Raw genomic sequence first — 17,769 nt, forward strand, 5'->3', positions numbered from 1 at the left:
GAAGGGCACTGACGCACTGTGATCGTCCGATCGTTCAAGGACATCGAGGGCACCGACCGGCACATCAAGGCCGAGTCCGGTACCTGGGAGAGCAAGCGCATCGTGCTCGCGAAGGAGAAGGTCGGCTTCTCCCTGCACGAGACCACCATGTACGCGGGCACCGAGACCACGATGCACTACGCCAACCACATCGAGGCCGTGCTGTGCGTCGAGGGCGAGGCGGAGCTGACCGACGAGAAGACCGGTGAGAAGCACTGGATCACGCCGGGCACGATGTACCTGCTCAACGACCACGACCTGCACACCATGCGGCCCAAGACCGACTTCCGCTGCGTGTGCGTGTTCAACCCGCCCGTCACCGGCCGGGAGGAGCACGACGAGAACGGCGTCTACCCGCTGCTGACCGAGGAGGACTGAACGTGACCGTCACCACTGAACGCACCGATCTGTACCCCAGCCGCGGCAGGACCGAGGTGTCCGTGCCCCGCAAGGACCCGGTCGTGTGGTCGGCCCCCGGGACCGCCGGGCCGATCGCCGCGCCCGACCTCGACTCCTTCGAGCGCGACGGCTTCCTCTCGATCGCCGACCTGCTCGGCCCCGACGAGGTGCCCGCGTACCAGGCGGAGCTGAACCGGCTGATCAGCGACCCGGCGATCCGCGCCGACGAGCGCTCCATCGTGGAGCCGCAGTCGAAGGAGATCCGCTCGGTCTTCGAGGTGCACCGGATCAGCGAGGTCTTCGCGAGGCTCGTGCGCGACGAACGCGTCGTCGGCCGGGCGCGGCAGATCCTCGGCTCCGACGTCTACGTCCACCAGTCGCGCATCAACGTGAAGCCCGGCTTCGGCGCCTCCGGCTTCTACTGGCACTCGGACTTCGAGACCTGGCACGCCGAGGACGGCATGCCGAACATGCGGGCGGTGTCCGTCTCGATCGCGCTGACCGAGAACCACGACACCAACGGCGGGCTGATGATCATGCCCGGTTCGCACAAGACCTTCCTGGGCTGTGCCGGTGAGACGCCCAGGGACAACTACAAGAAGTCGCTCCAGATGCAGGACGCGGGCACCCCCTCGGACGAGGCGCTGACCGCCTTCGCCGCCGAGCACGGCATCAAGCTGTTCACCGGCAGGGCCGGTTCGGCGACTTGGTTCGACTGCAACGCGATGCACGGTTCGGGCGACAACATCACGCCGTTCCCGCGCAGCAACGTGTTCATCGTGTTCAACAGCGTGGAGAACGCCTCGGTCGAGCCCTTCGCGGCGCCCGTGCGGCGCCCCGAGTTCATCGGCGCCCGGGACTTCACCCCGGTGCGCTGAGGGCCACGGGCCGAGAGCAGGGGGCGGAACCGGCGCACGGTTTCGCCCCCTTCGGCCTGCCCGGGTGGGCTCAGGCCACCCGGGCGGAGGTCTCCAGGGCGTCCAGCAGCGCGTCCACCTCGGCCGCCGAGTTGTAGAGGTGGAAGGCGGCCCGCAGGTTACCGGCCCGTTCGGAGGTCTCGATGCCGGCGCGGCTGAGCGCGTCCCGCCGCGCGCCGAGTCCGGGCACCGACACGATCGCCGAACCGGGGGCCGGCACCGGGGTGTGGCCGAGGGCGGCGAGACCGGAGCGAAAGCGCGCGGCGAGGGCCAGGTCGTGGGCGTGCACCCGCTCCACCCCCAGCTCCTCGACCAGCGCGAGCGCGGGTGCGGCACCGGCGTAGCAGAACAGGGCCTGGGCGGTGTCGAAGCGGCGGGCACCGCGGGCGTACGCGGTGACCGGCCCGTACGTGCTGTTCCAGGGCTCCTCGGCGCTCAGCCAGCCGCCGAGCACGGGCCGCAGCCCGCCGAGGTCCTCCGGTACGGCGAGGAAGGCGACGCCGTGCGGGCAGCCGAGCCACTTGAAGGCCACGCACACGGTGTAGTCGTCCTCGGCGGCGTCCATCGGCAGCCAGCCCGCGGACTGCGACACGTCGACGAAGGTACGGGCCCCGTGCGCGCGGGCTGCGGCACGGATCGCGGGCAGGTCGGCGAGGCGCCCGTCGGCGGACTGCACGGAGGAGACGGCGACGAGCGCGGTGCCCGGCCGCACCTCCTCGGCGAGCCGCTCCAGCGCGACGGTACGCACCGTGATTCCGGCGCGGACGTGGAAGGGGTTCACGACGGAGCTGAAGTCGCCCTGGGCGACGAGCACTTCGGCTCCCTCGGGCAGGGCGGCGGCGACCAGCCCGGCGAAGGTGGCCACGGAGGAACCGGCCGCGACCCGCCCCAGGGGCAGCCCCGCGAGCCGCGCGAAGGAGGCCCGCGCGGCGGCCACCGCGGGGAAGGCGTCACCCCCACGCCCCTCCACCCGTTCGCGCACCGCCTCCTGTACGGCCTCGGCCGCGCTCACCGGGATCAGCCCCGCACTCGCGGTGTTGAGGTAGACGGTGCCCGGACGGAACTGCTGGGGCGCGAGATTCTCCATGCCCTCATGGTGCGACGGGCCGCCTGCGGCGTCCATGGGGCCGCGGCACGGCCCGCGTCCGGTCAGTGCTCGCGGTTTGGAGGTCCGTAGAGCGCGTGCGGGGCGCCGGTGGACAGGGCCCCGTACCGGTCGCCGTAGGGCCGGTGCCGCCATCGCGTCGGGCAGTCGGGGCGTCCCCGCCGCGCGGACCGGGGGCCACCGGTCCGCGCGGCGGGGAGGGGTACGGGGTCGCGCCTACGCTTCCCGGCCCGGCTCGCCCGCGCCGGGGACCGCGCAGCCGTCCGGGCCGCACACCTCGGCCTCGGAGCCGGCGGGGGCGACGACGGTCAGCGGGGTGCGGCTGCCCCACGCCTGTTCGAGGGCCTGCGCGAAGACCTCGGCGGGCTGGGCGCCGGAGACCCCGTACTTCCGGTCCAGGACGAAGAACGGGACGCCCCTCGCGCCGAGTTCGGCGGCCTCGCGCTCGTCCTCCCGCACGTCGCGGGCGTAGCGCTCGGGGTCGGCGAGCACGGAGCGGGCCTCCTCGGCGTCCAGACCGGCGGCCGTCGCGATCTCCACGAGGCGTTCGGTGTCGCCGAAGACCGAGCGCTCCTCGGCGAAGTTCGCGCGGTACAGCAGGGAGATCAACTCGTCCTGGCGGCCGCGCTCCTTGGCGAGGTGCAGCAGCCGGTGCATGTCGAAGGTGTTGCCGTGGTCGCGGCCCTCGGCGCGGTACTCCAGGCCCTCACCGGCGGCGTTCTCCTTGAGGTTGCCCTCGGCGGACTTCGCCTGCTCCACGGACATGCCGTACTTCTTGGCGAGCATGGGCAGGACCTCGACGACCTCCCCCTTCGGGAAGTTCGGGTCCAGCTCGAAGGAGCGGTGCACTACCTCGATCTGCTCGCGGTGCGGGAAGGCGTCGAGCGCCCTCTCGAACCGGGCCTTGCCCACGTAGCACCAGGGACAGGCGATGTCCGTCCAGATCTCCACACGCATGGGTGTCGCTCTCTCCAGCTCGTACGGTCACGGGCGGGCACCCGTGCACACGGAGGGCACCTCCGCCACCGCTCACAACGCGCGGGGGACGAGCGCCATTCCCGGCCGTGCCCGGCCACGCGCCGGCACGGCCTCAGGGCACTTCCCGCAGGTAGAGCGCCCCGCAGCTCTTGCAGAAGGGGTCGGCCGCCGGGGTGCCCCACGCGTCGGCGGACTGGGTCGCGGCGGCGGCGTCCAGGCGTCGGCCGCACATCGCCACGGTGTCCCGCGCGCCGCGCACCATGTGCCACTGCTCCACGGGCTCGTGCGGGTCGCCCGGGGTCACGCCGGCCGGGTACTGCGCGCGCATGTGGTGCTCCATTCCGCTCCCTCTCGTCCACGCCCCGCGCCGATGGTCCTGCCTCCACTGCACCACACGCGGTCCGGGCCCGCAGCGCGCGCGGGCGCCGGCGCCGGGCGCGGACGGATCGGGGCACGTCAACCGGCTGGCAGAATTGCCGACATGAGCCGACAGGGGTGGTCCGACGCGTACAGCCCCGGGGGCCGGCAGTTCCCGGTGCGCTGCGTCAAGTGCGCGGACACCCACGTGATCCTCACCAAGACGAAGGCCCCCGCGCCGTCGTACGCGGGACAGCCGGGCTCGGCGGACGGGCTGCGCTGGCGTTACACCTGTCTGGACTGCCGGGTCGCCTGGTGGGTCGACGAGCACGGGGGCGGACTCGACGACTACGCCTGACAGCCGGGTGAAGGAGGCCCGGCAGGCGCCCGGCGTGAGCCCGGCGCTGTGCGGGAGCCACTGGAGCGGACTGAGTCCGAACGCGGCGCGGCAGCGGCGGGTGCGGGGGCGACGAGCCGGGTGCGGGGCGGGCGTCCGGCGGCGGGCTGGGCCCCGGGGCGCGGCGCGAGATGAGAGCCGGCTGAGAATCGGCCCGCGCCGGAACCCGGGGCGCGGGCCCGCCCGTCGTACGAAGTGGAATGAACAGGACGATCAGGCGTGCCTCCGTCTTCGCGCTGCTCCTGGTCCTCGCGCTGCTCGCGCGGGCGACCTGGGTGCAGTTCTACGACGCCAGGGCACTCGCGGACAGCGAAGACAACCGCCGTACGACCATGGAGCGCTACTCCAGGCCGCTCGGCGACATCCTCGTGGGAGGTGAGGCCGTCACCGGCTCGAAGAAGGTGACCGGCGGGGACCTGCGCTACCAGCGGTCCTACAAGGACGGGGCGCTGTGGGCGCCGGTGACCGGCTTCAGCTCCCAGGTCTACGGACAGACCTCTCTCGAAGGCGTCTACAAGGACCTGCTGGACGGGGCGGACCCCCGGCTGAGGACTCCGCAGGACGTGCTGACGCGCTCGCCGGCCACTCCGGGCGATGTCGTGACCACGCTGGATCCGGCCGTGCAGAAGGCCGGGTACGAGGCGCTGGCCGGCAAGAAGGGCGCCGCCTTCGCGATGGACCCGCGCACCGGCAAGGTGCTCGGCATGGTCTCGACCCCGTCGTACGACCCTTCGGCCATCAGCGGCAGCGAGGACGGCGCGGCCTGGGCGAAGCTCGGCAAGGACCCCGGCAAGCCGATGGTCGACCGGGCGCTGCGCCAGCCGCTGCCGCCCGGCTCGACCTTCAAGCTCGTGGTGGCCGCCGCCGCGCTGGAGGACGGGCTGTACGCGTCGGTGGACCAGCACACCAGGAGCCCGGACCCGTATCCGCTGCCGCTGTCCACGAGGACCCTGGGCAACGAGTCCGCCACCGCGCCCTGCGAGAACGCCTCGATCCGGGTCGCCCTCCAGTACTCGTGCAACACCGTCTTCGCGAAGATGGCGGTGGACCTCGGGCAGGACAAGGTGCGCGCGATGGCCGAGAGGTTCGGCTTCAACACCGACGACCAGGACATTCCGGTACGGGCGTACGCGAGCGTCTATCCGGAGAAGATGGACGCCGCGCAGACCGCGCTGTCCGGGATCGGGCAGTTCGACGTGACGGCGACCCCGCTGCAGATGGCGATGGTCTCGGCGGCCCTGTCCAACGGCGGCGAGCTGGTCGACCCGTACATGGTCGCGCGGACCACGGACGGCGGCGGGAGAGTCCTTGAGGAGCACGGCGACGCGGGGAGGCGGCGCGTGCTCTCCCCGGACCACGCGCGCCAGCTCCGCTCCGCGATGGAGACGGTGGTCACGGACGGCACCGGAACCAACGCGCGCATCCCGGGCGCGACGGTGGGCGCCAAGACGGGCACCGCGCAGCACGGCGAGAACAACAGCCGGACCCCGTACGCCTGGTTCACCTCGTACGCGAAGGGCGCGGACGGGAAGAGCGTCGCGGTGGCCGTGATGGTCGAGGACTCCGACGCGGCGCGCGCCGAGGTCAGCGGGAACGGGCTGGCCGGACCGGTCGCGAAGGCGATGATGCGGGCGGCGCTGGGGGTCTGACCCGCGGCGCCCGCCCGTCCCCGCCCGGTGCCGGAGGACGGCCCGGCCCCGTGGCCGCCGTCTCCCCGGCACCGGGCCCCGCCTCATACGCCGAGGACCTGCTGCACGGGGTCGATAGCGAAGTACACGAGGAACAGGGCGCTCGCCGTCCACAGCAGCCAGTGCGTCTCCCGGGCCCTGCCGAGCACGGCCCGCAGCAGGACGTAGGCCAGGAACCCGGCGCCGATCCCGTTGGTGATCGAGTAGGTGAAGGGCATCACGACGATCGTGAGGAAGGCCGGCACGGCGATCTCCCAGCGCTCCCAGTCGATGTGCCGCACCTGCGCCATGAGCAGGAAGCCGACCGCGACGAGGGCGGGGGCGGCGGCCTGCGCGGGCACGACGGTGGCGAGCGGGGTGAGGAACAGCGCGAACGCGAACAGGGCCCCGGTGACGAGGTTCGCGAAGCCGGTGCGGGCGCCCTCGCCGACCCCGGCCGCCGACTCGATGTAGGAGGTGCTGGAGGAGGCGGAGGCCGCGCCGCCCGCGGCGGCGGCGAGACCGTCGATGAGCAGTACCCGGCCGAGGCCGGGGACCTTTCCGTCCTCGTCGAGCAGCCCGGCCTCGCTGGAGACGCCCACGACGGTGCCCATGGTGTCGAAGAAGTCGCTCAGCAGCAGCGTGAAGACCAGCAGGACGACGGTGACGGCGCTCAGCTCCCCGAAGGCCCCGAACAGGCTGAAGTGGCCGAGCAGTCCGAAGTCGGGTGCGGCGACGACGTCCTCGGGCACTTCGGGCACGGTCAGGCCCCAGGCGGTGGGCTCGATGTCGGCGATCTCGTTGATGACGACGGCGAGGACGGTCATCGCGACGATGCTGATGAGGAGGGCGCCGCGCACCTTGCGGACCAGCAGCGCGATCGTCAGGAGCACGCCGAGGCAGAACACGAGCACCGGCCAGCCCGCGAGGTGGCCGACGGAGCCGAGTTGCACGGGTGTGGAGCCGGTCTCGCCGGGGATGCGGGTCGCGAACCCGGCGTCGATGAACCCGATGAAGGCGATGAACAGCCCGATGCCGACGCTGATGGCCTGCTTGAGCGCCTGCGGGATCGCGTTCATGACGGCCTCGCGCAGGCCGGTGACGACGAGCAGACAGATCAGGACGCCCTCGACGACGATGAGGCCCATCGCGTCCGGCCAGCTCATCCGGGGGGCGAGCTGGTAGGCGACGACGGCGTTGATGCCGAGGCCGGCGGCGAGCGCGAGCGGCAGGTTCCCGCCGACCCCCATGATCACCGTCATGACGGCGGCGACCAGCGCGGTCGCGGTCACGAGCTGGACGCTGTCGAGCCGGTGCCCGTACTTGTCCTCGACCCCGCCGAGGATGATCGGGTTGAGCACCAGGATGTACGCCATGGTGAAGAAGGTGGCGAAACCGCCGCGTATCTCGCGGCCGTAGCCGGAGCCGCGCGCGGTGATCAGGAAGAACCGGTCGACGGCGGCCGCGACGCCCCCCTCCTTCCGGGGGCCCTGGCCTGCGGGACCTGTCGCGGGGCCGGTCGGCCCTGTGGGCTCGGGCTGCCTGCTCGCGGCCGGCACGGTGTCGGACATGGGGGCGCGCTCCTCACGGTGACGTCGGGACGTACGGGACACGGGAACGTACGGGACACGGGGGACATGCGGGACGTGCGGATGTGCGGGGGCCCGGCCGGGACCGCGGGCGGCGCGCGGCCGGGCTGGCTGATTGTGACCGGAGAGCGGCCCGCGCAGGTTTACGCCGTGTTACGGCCCGCGGGAAACTCGCGCGTCCCCGTCCGGGGAGGGACGGGGCGAGCGGGGCGGGGTGGCCGGCGTGAGCGGACCGCCGCGTACGCGGCGACCCGGATAAGGGGGGTCTGTGGGGCAGTCGGCCGATCCGCCGGCGGGGGCCTTAGCCGCAGCATCCGGGGCGTGACGACTTTGACGCCGGGCCGCCCGGCCACTGTCCTGACGGTGCTGCGCGACCGTCCCGCCCGCCTGTTCCTGACCGCCGTGGTGGTCTCCGGTTTCGGCAGTTCCGCGCTGTGGCTGACGGCCGGGGTGTGGGTGAAGGACCTGACGGGCTCCGACAGCCTGGCCGCGCTGTGCGTCTTCGCGCTGTGGGCCCCGGCCCTGGCCGGGCCGCTGCTCGGGGCGCTCGCCGACCGGCTGCCGCGCAAAAGGCTCCTGGTCGCGGTGAACCTGGGGACGGCGGCGCTGCTCCCGGTGCTGGTGCTCGTGGACGACGCGGCGGGCGTGTGGCTGCTGCTCGGGGTCCTGCTGGTGTACGGGGTGAGCGGGGTCCTGGAGGACGCGGCGCAGGGCGCGCTGGTCGCGGGCACGGTCGGCGCGGAGCTGCTGGGCGCGTTCAACGGGCTGCGGATGACGGCGAACGAGGGCATGAAGCTGCTCGCCCCACTGGCCGGGGCGGGTCTGTACACGGTGTACGGCGGCCGGTGGGTGGCGCTGCTGGACGCGGCGACCTTCGCGTGCGCGGGCCTGCTGTACGCCCGCGCGCCCGAGGTGCCGCGGCAGGCGGCGGGGGTCGCCGCGCGGGGCGGTACGACGGAGGGGCTGCGGTACCTGTGGCGCCACCCGGTGCTGCGCCCGCTGGTCCTGACGGGCGCTGCGGCGCTGACGGCGGCGAGCCTGGCCAGTTCGGCCCAGTACGGGATCGTGGCGGCCCTGGGCCGGCCGGCGGCCTGGCTGGGGGTGCTCTACGCCGTGCAGGGCGCCGGTTCCGTCCTCGTGGGGCTGCTGGCGGGCAGGCTCCTGGAGCGGCTGGGGGCGGCCCGGTTCGCGGCGGCCGGGACGGCCTTGTTCGCGTCGGGGGTGCTGCTGCGCGCGGTGCCCTCGGAGGCGGTGGTCCTGGTCTCCGCGCTGGTGATCGGCGCCGGTCTGCCGTGTCCGCTGATCGCGGTGACCACGGCGGTCCAGCGGCTTACCCCGGACGGGCTGCTGGGCCGGGTGACGGCCTCGGCGGGCACGGCGGTCTTCGCCCCCAACGCGGTGGCGCTGGGCGTCGGTTCGGCTCTGGTGGCCTTCCTCGACGCCCGCGCGCAGACCCTGGGCTGCGGGGTGCTGGCCCTGGTGGCGGCCCTCGTCCCGGCGTTCGCGGGGCGCGCGGGTGAACCCGAGGGGGTGGTACCGGCACCACCCCGGTCCGGGGCCCAGACCTCCTGACCGCGGACCGTCCGCCGGGGAGGCTTGTCCTGTCGGGCCGGCGGCTCAGCGCCGGGCGGGCTTCCACGGACGGGGAGAGAGCATGAGCGGGTACACACGGCGCGGGACCCTTCGGGGCGCGGCGCTGATCGCGGCCGGAAGTGTGGTCGGGGGCCTCGGGCCGGGCCACTACGGCGCGGCGGCGGCGCGGGCGGCGACCCCGGGCACGGCGGACACGGGCACGGGCTCGCTGCCGTTCCTGGAGGGCGCCTTCGCCCCCGTCACCGAGGAGTTGACCGCCTTCGGCCTGGAGGTGACGGGCCGGGTGCCGCGCGATCTGGACGGCCGCTATCTGCGGACCGGCCCGAACCCGCTGGGTCTGGAGGACCCGAGGGCCCACCACTGGATGCTGGGCGAGGGCATGGTGCACGGGGTGCGGCTGCGAGGCGGTCGCGCGGAGTGGTACCGCAACCGGTGGGTGCGTTCCTCGCGGGTGGCGCGGAAGCTGGGCGAGCCGTATCCGGGGCAGGCGCCGCCGGACGACTACGCGTGCAATACGCACGTCCTGCCGTACAAGGGCCGCGTCCTCGCGCTCCAGGAGGGCGGTCCGCTGCCGTACGAACTGGACGGTGAGCTGAACACGCTGCGCCCCTACGACTTCCGCTCCACGCTTCGGGGCGCGTTCACCGCGCACACCAAGTACGACGCGGTGGCCGACGAGTTGCACGCGGTGGCGTACTACCCGGGCTGGGACCACGTACGCCATCTCGTGGTCGACCGCACCGGCCGGGTGGCGCGCACGACGCGGGTCCCGGTGGCGGACGCGCCGATGATGCACGACTTCGCGCTCACCGAGAAGTACGTGGTGCTCGTGGACATGCCGATCACCTTCGACGGGGCGGCGGCCGGGGCGGGCGCGCCGGTGCCCTACGTCTGGAACGAGGCGCACCCGATGCGGGTGGGGGTGCTGCCGCGCGCGGGCGGCACGGTGCGCTGGTTCGGGGTGGACCCGCTGTTCTACTCGCACACCCTGAACGCCTACGACCAGGGCGGCTCGGTGGTCGTGGACTTCGCGTCCATGCCCGCGCCCTTCTACGCGGCGGGCCGGGGCGCGGGCGGCCCCTCGGCGACCGGGGCGCCCGCCCTGGACCGCTGGACGATCGACCTCCGCGCGGGCCGGGTCGGCAGGACCCGGCTCGACGATCTCCCGCAGGAGTTCCCCCGGGTCGACGAGCGTCTCGTCTCGCGCCGGCACCGCTACGGCTACACGGCGAGCGCGGCCGAGATGTGGCGCGCCTACGCCTGGTCAGGAACCGTCGTGCCGGACGAGGGTTTCACCAACTGCCTCGTGAAGCAGGACCTGTCGCGCGGCAGCCGGCAGGTGCACCGCTTCCCGCGCGGGGCCGCGGCCAGTGAGCCGGTGTTCGTGCCGCGCCGGGGCGGGCGCGATGAGGACGACGGGTACGTCCTGTCGTACGTGCACGATCCGGACCGGGGCGCGAGCGATCTGGTGATCCTGTCCGCGCAGGACTTCACCGGCCGCCCGCTGGCCCGGGTCCACCTGCCCGGCCGGGTGCCGCTCGGTTTCCACGGGAGCTGGGTGGCGGACGCCTAGGAGTGCCCGGGGAAAGGCTCCCCGTGCCCCGGTTGCCCGAGCGGGCAGCCGGGGCACGCGTGGGTGAGCGGGCAGCGGACGGGCGGTCCGGGCCGGGCGTACGGGCAGCGCGGCGACCACGCCGGCCTCCGGACGGGTCGGTGAAGGCCCAGTTCATCAGGGGTGTACGAGGGTCATTTGAGGGGCGGCACCGAGTGCCCCGGGCGCACAAAAGCGGGCACGATCACTGGTGTTCCACGCCTGTTCGGGCACCGCCCCGGGCAGTACAACTCTGCACACCGGCCCGAACGGGCAGTGTGGCCCACCCGGTGCGCGAAGGAGGCGGGAGCGGATGACGGCACTCAGCGCGGAGGAACGCCAGCGGGAGATCGTGCGGGCGGCGCGCCGTTCCGGTTCCGTCGAGGTGACCTCGCTCGCCCAGCGGCTGGGCGTGGCGAAGGAGACGGTACGGCGCGATCTGCGGGCCCTGGAGAACCACGGCCTGGTCCGCAGGACGCACGGCGGCGCATACCCGGTGGAGAGCGCGGGTTTCGAGACGACCCTCGCCTTCCGCACGACCATGCACGTCCCCGAGAAACGGGCCATCGCGCGGGCCGCGGCGGAACTGGTCCAGGACGCGGAGACGGTCTTCGTCGACGAGGGCTTCACCCCGCAGCTCATCGCCGAGGCGCTGCCGCGCGACCGGCCGCTGACCGTGGTGACCGCCTCGCTGACGACGGCGGGGGCGCTCGCGACGGACCCGAACATGACGGTGCTGCTGCTGGGCGGCCGGGTCCGTCCGGGCACCCTCGGCACGGTCGACCACTGGACGACGCGGATGCTGTCCGGTTTCGTCCTCGACCTCGCGTTCATCGGGGCCAACGGCATCTCCCGCGAGCACGGCCTGACGACCCCGGACCCGGCGGTCGGCGAGGTCAAGCGGCAGGCGGTGCGGGCCGCGCGCCGCATCGTCTTCGCGGGTGTGCACAGCAAGTTCGGCGCGGCCGGCTTCTGCCGGTTCGCGGAGGTCTCCGCCCTCGACACGATCGTCACCAGCCGCGTGCTGCCGGCCGCCGAGGCCCACCGGTACGCCTTGCTGGGCCCCCAGGTGCTGCGCGTGTGACCGGGCGGGCGCACCACGGGCGGCGCCGGCGCACGAGCCGCCCGTCCACCCCGGTCGCGGCAAGCACCTCTTCCGCCGACCGGCGTACGAAGCACGTCCCCTCACCGAGCCGACCAGGAGCAACCATGCGCAACCGGAGCCGAAAGAGGCCGCGCACCCCACTGATCGCGGTCGCCGCCGGGACCCTGCTCGTCCCCCTGCTGTCCGGTTGCTGGACGGGCGCGGGCGGGGCGGGTTCCGGCGGCGACTCCCTCAACGTCCTGATGGTCAACAACCCGCAGATGGTGGAGTTGCAGAAGCTCACGGCCAAGCACTTCACGAAGGAGACCGGCATCAAGGTGAACTTCACCGTGCTGCCGGAGAACGACGTCCGCGACAAGATCAGCCAGGACTTCGCCAACCAGGCCGGTCAGTACGACGTCGCGACGCTGTCCAACTACGAGATCCCCATCTACGCGAAGAACGGCTGGCTGCACGATCTGGACGGCTATGTGGCCAAGGACGCGAAGTTCGACCAGAAGGACATCCTCGCGCCCATGCGCGAGTCGCTGACCGGCGAGGACGGCAAGCTCTACGGGGAGCCCTTCTACGGCGAGTCCTCGATGCTCATGTACCGCAAGGACGTGTTCGAGAAGGCCGGGCTGAGCATGCCCGCGCGTCCCACCTGGCGGCAGGTCGCCGCTCTGGCCGCGAAGGTGGACGGCGCGACCCCCGGCATGAAGGGCATCTGCCTGCGCGGCCTGCCCGGCTGGGGCGAACTCGCCGCGCCGCTCACCACCGTCGTCAACACCTTCGGCGGCACTTGGTTCGACAGGGACTGGACGGCCCACCTCGACTCCCCGGAGTTCAAGGAGGCCACGAAGTTCTACGTCGATCTGGTGCGCGAGCACGGCGAGTCGGGCGCGGCCCAGTCCGGCTTCGCCGAGTGCCTCAACAACCTGACACAGGGCAAGACGGCGATGTGGTACGACGCGACCTCCGGGGCGGGTTCGCTGGAGGCGGCGAAGTCCCCGGTCAAGGGCAAGATCGGCTACGTGCCCGCGCCCGTCGAGAGGACGAAGAGCTCGGGCTGGCTCTACACCTGGGCCTTCGGACTCCAGAAGGCCTCGCGCAACGCGGACAAGGGCTGGCGGTTCATCTCCTGGGCGGCGAGCAAGGAGTACGAGGAACTGGTCGGCGAGCGGGTCGGCTGGGCCGACGTACCGGCCGGCAAACGCGCCTCGACCTACGAGCGGCCCGAGTACCGCGAGGAGGCCGCCGCCTTCCAGGACGTGACCCGCGCCGCGATCGAGGACGCGAAACCCCGCGACCCGGGGGTGCAGCCGAGGCCCGCGCCCGGCATCCAGTTCGTGGGCATCCCCGAGTTCACCGACCTGGGCACGAAGGTCTCCCAGGAGATCAGCGCCGCGATCGCGGGCCGCCAGTCCGTGGACGCGGCGCTCGACACGTCCCAGAAACTCGCCGACGAGGTGGCAAAGGAGTACGAGGGACGATGAGCACCACGACCAGCACCCCCACCCCGGCCGCACCCGGCCCCGCCCCCGCGGTACGCCCGGCCGCGGCGTCCGGACGGCTGAAGGCGTGGGCCACCCGGGCCCCGCTCCTGCCCGCGCTCGTCTTCATGATCGTCGTGACCCAGCTGCCCTTCGTGGCCACGGTCGTGATCTCCCTGTTCGACTGGAACGCGCTCTACCCGGACGCCCGGTCCTTCGCCTGGTTCAGCAACTACGGCGACGTGCTGAGCGATCCCGACCTGCGCAAGTCGGTGCTCACCACGATCGTGCTGACCGTGACGGTCGTCCTCGCGAGTCTCGTCCTCGGACTGCTGCTCGCTCTGCTGCTCGACCGGAGGTTTCGGGGCCGCGGTGTCGTGCGCACGCTGCTCATCGCCCCGTTCCTGGTGGTCCCGGTGGCCGCCGCGCTGCTGTGGAAGCACGTCCTGTACAACCCGGAGTACGGCCTGTTCAACGGGGTGCTGCACTGGGTGGGCGGGGACGGCGCCGCACAGCCCGACTGGGTGTCGAACACGCCGCTGCTCGCGGTCGAGGCCTCCCTCGTGTGGCAGTGGACGCCGTTCATGATGCTCATCCTGCTGGCCGGCCTCCAGAGCCGTTCGCCGGAGCAGATCGAGGCCGCCCGGGTGGACGGGGCCGGCGGGTGGCAGATCTTCCGCCACCTGACGCTGCCGCATCTGCGCCGCTACCTGGAACTGGGCGCGCTGCTCGGCTCGATCTACATCGTGCAGAACTTCGACGCGGTGTTCACCATCACCTCGGGCGGCCTGGGCACCGCCAACCTGCCGTACACCGTGTACCAGAGCTTCTACCAGGCGCACGAGAACGGGCTGGCCTCGGCGGCCGGCGTACTCGTCGTCATCGGTTCCCTGATCATCGCGACCTTCGCCCTGCGGGTCGTCTCGTCCCTGTTCCGTGAGGAGGTGGGGCGGTCATGAGCACAGCCACCCCGCAGGCAGCGCGCGCGGCCGGGTCCGCCGCCCTCGACGTACCGGCGTCCCGTACGAGGACGGCGCGTTTTGGTGGAGCGCGGCGCCGCTCCGGTTCCTGGCTGGGGCTGGTCGCCTGGCTCGCCGGGATCGTGTTCTTCCTGCCGATCGCCTGGATGGTGCTGACCTCCTTCCACTCGGAGCCGGACGCGGCGACCAACCCGCCCTCGGTCGCGGCCCCCCTGACGCTGGACGGCTACCGCGACTTCTTCGGCGCCGGGGGCGGTGCGAGTCCGTGGCCCGCCCTGATCAACTCGGTGGTGGCCTCGGTCGGTTCGACCCTGCTGGTCCTGGTGCTCGCGCTGCCGGCCGCGTACGCGCTGTCGATCCGGCCGGTGCGCAAGTGGACGGACGTGCTGTTCTTCTTCCTGTCCACGAAGATGCTGCCGGTCGTCGCGGGGCTGCTGCCGATCTACCTGTTCGCGAAGAACACCGGGATGCTCGACAACATCTGGCTGCTGATCCTGCTGTACACCTCGATGAACCTGCCGATCGCGGTGTGGATGATGCAGTCCTTCCTCGCGGAGGTCCCGGTCGCCCTCATCGAGGCCGCGCAGATCGACGGGGCGCGGCTGCCGACCGTCCTGACCCGGGTGGTCGCCCCGGTCGCGCTGCCGGGGATCGCCGCGACCTCCCTGATCTGCTTCATCTTCAGCTGGAACGAGCTGTTGTTCGCACGGGTGCTGACCGGGGTCGTCGCGCAGACCGCGCCCGTGTTCCTGACCGGCTTCATCACGAGTCAGGGCCTGTTCCTGGCGAAGGTGTGCGCCGCGTCCCTCGTGATCTCCCTGCCGGTGCTCGCCGCGGGGTTCGCCGCCCAGGACAAACTGGTCCAGGGCCTGTCGTTGGGAGCCGTCAAGTGAAGGCAGCCGTCATCGAGTCCGTGGGAAAAGCCGTCGTCACCGAGGTGCCCGACCCCACGCCCGGACCGCGCCAGGTCGTCGTGGAGGTCGCCGCCTGCGGCCTGTGCGGCACCGATCTGCACATTCTGCGGGGCGAGTTCGCGCCGAGCCTGCCGATCGTCCCGGGCCACGAGTTCGCCGGCACGGTGGTCGCGCTCGGCTCCGAAGTGAGCGAACTGGCCGAGGGCGACCGGGTCGCCGTCGATCCCTCCCTGTACTGCTACGAGTGCCGCTACTGCCGCACCGGGCACAACAACCTGTGCGAGCGGTGGGCGGCGATCGGGGTGACGACGGCGGGCGGCGCCGCGCAGTACGCGGTGGCGCCGGTCGCCAACTGCGTGAGGCTCCCGGAGCACGTGCGCACCGAGGACGCGGCCCTCGTCGAGCCGCTGTCCTGCGCGGTGCGCGGCTACGACGTGCTGAACGCCCGGCTCGGCGCGCGGGTGCTGATCTACGGCTCGGGCACGATGGGCCTGATGATGCTGGAGCTGGCCAAGCGGACCGGGGCGGTCTCGGTCGAGGTGGTGGACCTCAACGAGGAGCGGCTGAGGACGGCCTCGCTGCTGGGCTGCACGGCGACCGCCACCGGCGCGGACGCGCTGGACCGCCCGGGGGGCTGGGACGTCGTGGTGGACGCGACCGGCAACGCGGCGGCCATCCAGGACGGTCTGGGCCGGGTCGCGAAGGCCGGGACCTTCCTCCAGTTCGGCGTGGCCGACTACGCGACGACGGCCACGATCGAGCCGTACCGCATCTACAACCAGGAGATCACCATCACCGGCTCGATGGCGGTCCTGCACAGCTACGAGCGGGCGGCGGAGCTGTTCGCGACGGGCGTCCTCGACCCGGACGTCTTCATCAGCGACCGTATGCCGCTGGCCTCCTACCCGCAGGCCCTGGAGCGTTTCGCGGCCGGTGCGGGGCGCAAGATCGTGGTGACGCCCGGGAACTGAGGCGGCGGCGGTCCGGGACCGGGTGGCGGCGGGGCGGGCCCGGGAGCGCTCCGCGCCACTCTCCCGGCCGAAATTCCCGCAGGTAAGGGAACGGCAAAGTGACCCCGTTCGTTACGTGGGGCATGACCGCAATGACCCCCGGCTCGAACATCCCTCTCAGCGCCACGCGCGTGACGGTCGACGTGACCGCTCCCGTGCGGCTCGACGTCTCGGGCCTGCTGCTCACCGCCGACGGAAAAGTCCGCTCGGACGACGACTTCATCTTCTACAACCAGCCCTCCGGGCCCGGGGTGACCTACGCCTCGGGCGGTGGCAGCGCGCCGGACGCGATCACCGTGGACACCGGTGCCGTCCCCGCGGACATCGAGAAGATCGTCGTGACCGCGAGCCCCGACGCGGCGGGCCAGTCCTTCCAGGGCATCGAGCCCACCGCGACCGTGCGGGACGCGGCGAGCGGCGCGGCCCTCGCGAGCTTCACCCCGCCGCGGCTCGGGGCCGAGACGGCGCTGGTCATCGTCGAGATCTACCGCAGGAACGGCGCGTGGAAGGCCCGCGCGGTCGGCCAGGGGTACGCGAACGGCCTGGCCGGTATCGCCACCGACTTCGGCGTCTCGGTCGAGGAACCGGCCGCCGCCCCGGCCCCCGCGCCCACACCCACGGTGCCGACGACGCAGGCGCCGGTGGCCCCGCCGGTCCAGACGCCCCCGGCCCCGCCCGCGCCCCCGGCCGCCCCGCCGCTGGGCGCCGGGAAGATCAACCTCGACAAGGGCCGGGTCAGCCTCCAGAAGAACCAGACGGTGTCCCTGGTCAAGGGCGGCGCCCCGCTCCTGGCCCGGGTCAAGATGGGCCTGGGCTGGGAGCCCGCCTACCGGGGCAAGGACATCGACCTGGACGCCTCCGTCATCGCGTACGGCCCGCAGCGCAACCACGTCGACAGCTGCTACTTCGGCAAGCTCGCGATCCTCAACGGCGCGATCAAGCACTCCGGCGACAACCTCACCGGGGAGGGCGGGGGCGACGACGAGGTGATCGTGGTCGACCTCGGCCGCATCCCCCCGGAGGTGACCGGGCTGGTCTTCACGGTGAACTCGTTCACCGGCCAGAAGTTCACCGAGGTCGCGAAGGCGTACTGCCGGCTGGTCGACGCGACGACCGACGAGGAGCTGGTCCGCTTCGACCTCACCAGCGCCGAGGCGCAGACCGGCGTGATGATGGCCAAGCTGGTCCGTCAGTTCTCCGGCGAGTGGGACATGACGGCGATGGGCGAGTTCGTGAAGTCCCGCACCGTGCGCGGCATGGTCAAGCCGGCGGCGAAGCTGCTGTAGGGCGGCAGGCGCGAACCGGCCCTCAACAGGACATTTCCCCTCACTCCTCCTAGAGTCGGGCGTGTACGTGCGTGCTCCCTTACCGCAGGAGGAGACCATGAGCGACGAAAGCTCCATGGACAAGCTCAAGGGCAAGGCCAAGGAGGCGGTCGGGAAGGTCACCGGCGACCGGCGCAAGGAGACCGAGGGCAAGACCGACCAGACCAAGGGTCGCGCCAAGGACGCCGGCGACGAACTGAGCGACCGCGCCAAGGGGATGAAGGACTCCCTGCAGAGCAAGCGCGAGAACGGCCCCGGCGACCGCTGACCCGAGCGGTCCAGCGAACGGGACCAAGGGAGGGGAACCGGTCCGGCGCCGATTCCCCTCCCT

Annotated in this window: 17 protein-coding genes; 13 read left to right on the forward strand and 4 right to left on the reverse strand. The window is 72.5% G+C overall.

Annotated elements, in window-relative coordinates; translation table 11 throughout:
* The first annotated feature begins 18 nt into the window (after positions 1–18).
* The gene (locus ACFYMP_RS00365) at positions 19–417 is read left to right on the forward strand and encodes an ectoine synthase (protein WP_363145834.1); all 399 of its coding nucleotides are present in this window, start codon (positions 19–21) and stop codon (positions 415–417) included.
* A 2-nt stretch (positions 418–419) separates the two neighbouring features.
* On the forward strand, positions 420–1,316 hold the full coding sequence (gene thpD / locus ACFYMP_RS00370) for an ectoine hydroxylase (protein ID WP_388848054.1): 897 nt from the start codon (positions 420–422) through the stop codon (positions 1,314–1,316).
* A 70-nt stretch (positions 1,317–1,386) separates the two neighbouring features.
* On the opposite strand, the gene ACFYMP_RS00375 is transcribed toward thpD, so the two are convergent.
* The 3 genes from ACFYMP_RS00375 to ACFYMP_RS00385 form a co-directional block, all read right to left on the reverse strand.
* Entirely contained in the window at positions 1,387–2,442 is a 1,056-nt protein-coding gene (locus tag ACFYMP_RS00375; RefSeq protein WP_388848057.1) for an aminotransferase class V-fold PLP-dependent enzyme, read from the reverse strand.
* Positions 2,443–2,676: 234 nt separating this feature from the next.
* The gene (locus ACFYMP_RS00380; RefSeq protein ID WP_388848060.1) at positions 2,677–3,417 is read right to left on the reverse strand and encodes a DsbA family oxidoreductase; all 741 of its coding nucleotides are present in this window, start codon (positions 3,415–3,417) and stop codon (positions 2,677–2,679) included.
* A 133-nt stretch (positions 3,418–3,550) separates the two neighbouring features.
* Positions 3,551–3,778, reverse strand: a complete 228-nt coding sequence (locus ACFYMP_RS00385; protein WP_388848063.1) for a hypothetical protein — start codon at positions 3,776–3,778, stop codon at positions 3,551–3,553.
* Between the two features lie 141 nt (positions 3,779–3,919).
* Between ACFYMP_RS00385 and ACFYMP_RS00390 the strand changes: the two genes are divergently transcribed.
* Both ACFYMP_RS00390 and ACFYMP_RS00395 read left to right on the forward strand, forming a co-directional pair.
* Positions 3,920–4,153 (forward strand): hypothetical protein, encoded by a 234-nt coding sequence (locus ACFYMP_RS00390; protein WP_388848066.1) that lies wholly within the window; start codon positions 3,920–3,922, stop codon positions 4,151–4,153.
* A gap of 239 nt (positions 4,154–4,392) precedes the next feature.
* Entirely contained in the window at positions 4,393–5,841 is a 1,449-nt protein-coding gene (locus tag ACFYMP_RS00395; RefSeq protein ID WP_388848069.1) for a peptidoglycan D,D-transpeptidase FtsI family protein, read from the forward strand.
* 83 nt (positions 5,842–5,924) lie between these two features.
* On the opposite strand, the gene ACFYMP_RS00400 is transcribed toward ACFYMP_RS00395, so the two are convergent.
* Complete coding sequence (locus tag ACFYMP_RS00400) at positions 5,925–7,430, reverse strand: NCS2 family permease (protein WP_388848072.1); 1,506 nt, start codon at positions 7,428–7,430, stop codon at positions 5,925–5,927.
* 339 nt (positions 7,431–7,769) lie between these two features.
* On the opposite strand from ACFYMP_RS00400, the gene ACFYMP_RS00405 reads away from it, so the two are divergent.
* The 9 genes from ACFYMP_RS00405 to ACFYMP_RS00445 all read left to right on the forward strand — a co-directional run bounded on the left by ACFYMP_RS00405 (position 7,770) and on the right by ACFYMP_RS00445 (position 17,706).
* Complete coding sequence (locus tag ACFYMP_RS00405) at positions 7,770–9,020, forward strand: MFS transporter (protein WP_388848077.1); 1,251 nt, start codon at positions 7,770–7,772, stop codon at positions 9,018–9,020.
* Positions 9,021–9,102: 82 nt separating this feature from the next.
* A complete protein-coding gene (locus ACFYMP_RS00410; protein ID WP_388848080.1) occupies positions 9,103–10,614 on the forward strand; it encodes a carotenoid oxygenase family protein in 1,512 nt (503 codons plus the stop codon).
* 331 nt (positions 10,615–10,945) lie between these two features.
* Positions 10,946–11,716 (forward strand): DeoR/GlpR family DNA-binding transcription regulator, encoded by a 771-nt coding sequence (locus ACFYMP_RS00415; protein ID WP_388848083.1) that lies wholly within the window; start codon positions 10,946–10,948, stop codon positions 11,714–11,716.
* Positions 11,717–11,841: 125 nt separating this feature from the next.
* On the forward strand, positions 11,842–13,212 hold the full coding sequence (locus ACFYMP_RS00420) for an ABC transporter substrate-binding protein (RefSeq protein ID WP_388848086.1): 1,371 nt from the start codon (positions 11,842–11,844) through the stop codon (positions 13,210–13,212).
* Positions 13,209–14,168 carry a carbohydrate ABC transporter permease gene (locus tag ACFYMP_RS00425; protein WP_388848089.1) on the forward strand — a complete coding sequence of 320 codons (960 nt, stop codon included), beginning with the start codon at positions 13,209–13,211 and terminating at the stop codon, positions 14,166–14,168. The genes ACFYMP_RS00420 and ACFYMP_RS00425 overlap by 4 nt, the downstream gene beginning before the upstream one ends.
* Complete coding sequence (locus ACFYMP_RS00430; RefSeq protein WP_388848092.1) at positions 14,165–15,082, forward strand: carbohydrate ABC transporter permease; 918 nt, start codon at positions 14,165–14,167, stop codon at positions 15,080–15,082. The genes ACFYMP_RS00425 and ACFYMP_RS00430 overlap by 4 nt, the downstream gene beginning before the upstream one ends.
* Positions 15,079–16,074 (forward strand): zinc-dependent alcohol dehydrogenase family protein, encoded by a 996-nt coding sequence (locus ACFYMP_RS00435; RefSeq protein WP_388848095.1) that lies wholly within the window; start codon positions 15,079–15,081, stop codon positions 16,072–16,074. The genes ACFYMP_RS00430 and ACFYMP_RS00435 overlap by 4 nt, the downstream gene beginning before the upstream one ends.
* Positions 16,075–16,205: 131 nt before the next feature.
* Entirely contained in the window at positions 16,206–17,399 is a 1,194-nt protein-coding gene (locus ACFYMP_RS00440) for a TerD family protein (protein WP_388849486.1), read from the forward strand.
* Positions 17,400–17,496: 97 nt separating this feature from the next.
* On the forward strand, positions 17,497–17,706 hold the full coding sequence (locus tag ACFYMP_RS00445) for a CsbD family protein (RefSeq protein WP_388848098.1): 210 nt from the start codon (positions 17,497–17,499) through the stop codon (positions 17,704–17,706).
* Positions 17,707–17,769 lie beyond the last annotated feature (63 nt).

The sequence above is a fragment of the Streptomyces sp. NPDC007088 genome, assembly GCF_042869355.1.
Taxonomy (GTDB): domain Bacteria; phylum Actinomycetota; class Actinomycetes; order Streptomycetales; family Streptomycetaceae; genus Streptomyces.

Excerpts from the sequence above, each read along its gene's own strand:
- ACFYMP_RS00375 (WP_388848057.1), bottom strand. The coding sequence starts at position 2,442 with ATGGAGAATCTCGCGCCCCAGCAGTTCCGTCCGGGCACCGTCTACCTC.
- ACFYMP_RS00380 (WP_388848060.1), bottom strand. The coding sequence starts at position 3,417 with ATGCGTGTGGAGATCTGGACGGACATCGCCTGTCCCTGGTGCTACGTG.
- ACFYMP_RS00385 (WP_388848063.1), bottom strand. The coding sequence starts at position 3,778 with ATGGAGCACCACATGCGCGCGCAGTACCCGGCCGGCGTGACCCCGGGC.
- ACFYMP_RS00390 (WP_388848066.1), top strand. The coding sequence starts at position 3,920 with ATGAGCCGACAGGGGTGGTCCGACGCGTACAGCCCCGGGGGCCGGCAG.
- ACFYMP_RS00395 (WP_388848069.1), top strand. The coding sequence starts at position 4,393 with ATGAACAGGACGATCAGGCGTGCCTCCGTCTTCGCGCTGCTCCTGGTC.
- ACFYMP_RS00400 (WP_388848072.1), bottom strand. The coding sequence starts at position 7,430 with ATGTCCGACACCGTGCCGGCCGCGAGCAGGCAGCCCGAGCCCACAGGG.
- ACFYMP_RS00410 (WP_388848080.1), top strand. The coding sequence starts at position 9,103 with ATGAGCGGGTACACACGGCGCGGGACCCTTCGGGGCGCGGCGCTGATC.
- ACFYMP_RS00415 (WP_388848083.1), top strand. The coding sequence starts at position 10,946 with ATGACGGCACTCAGCGCGGAGGAACGCCAGCGGGAGATCGTGCGGGCG.
- ACFYMP_RS00420 (WP_388848086.1), top strand. The coding sequence starts at position 11,842 with ATGCGCAACCGGAGCCGAAAGAGGCCGCGCACCCCACTGATCGCGGTC.
- ACFYMP_RS00425 (WP_388848089.1), top strand. The coding sequence starts at position 13,209 with ATGAGCACCACGACCAGCACCCCCACCCCGGCCGCACCCGGCCCCGCC.
- ACFYMP_RS00430 (WP_388848092.1), top strand. The coding sequence starts at position 14,165 with ATGAGCACAGCCACCCCGCAGGCAGCGCGCGCGGCCGGGTCCGCCGCC.
- ACFYMP_RS00440 (WP_388849486.1), top strand. The coding sequence starts at position 16,206 with ATGACCCCCGGCTCGAACATCCCTCTCAGCGCCACGCGCGTGACGGTC.
- ACFYMP_RS00445 (WP_388848098.1), top strand. The coding sequence starts at position 17,497 with ATGAGCGACGAAAGCTCCATGGACAAGCTCAAGGGCAAGGCCAAGGAG.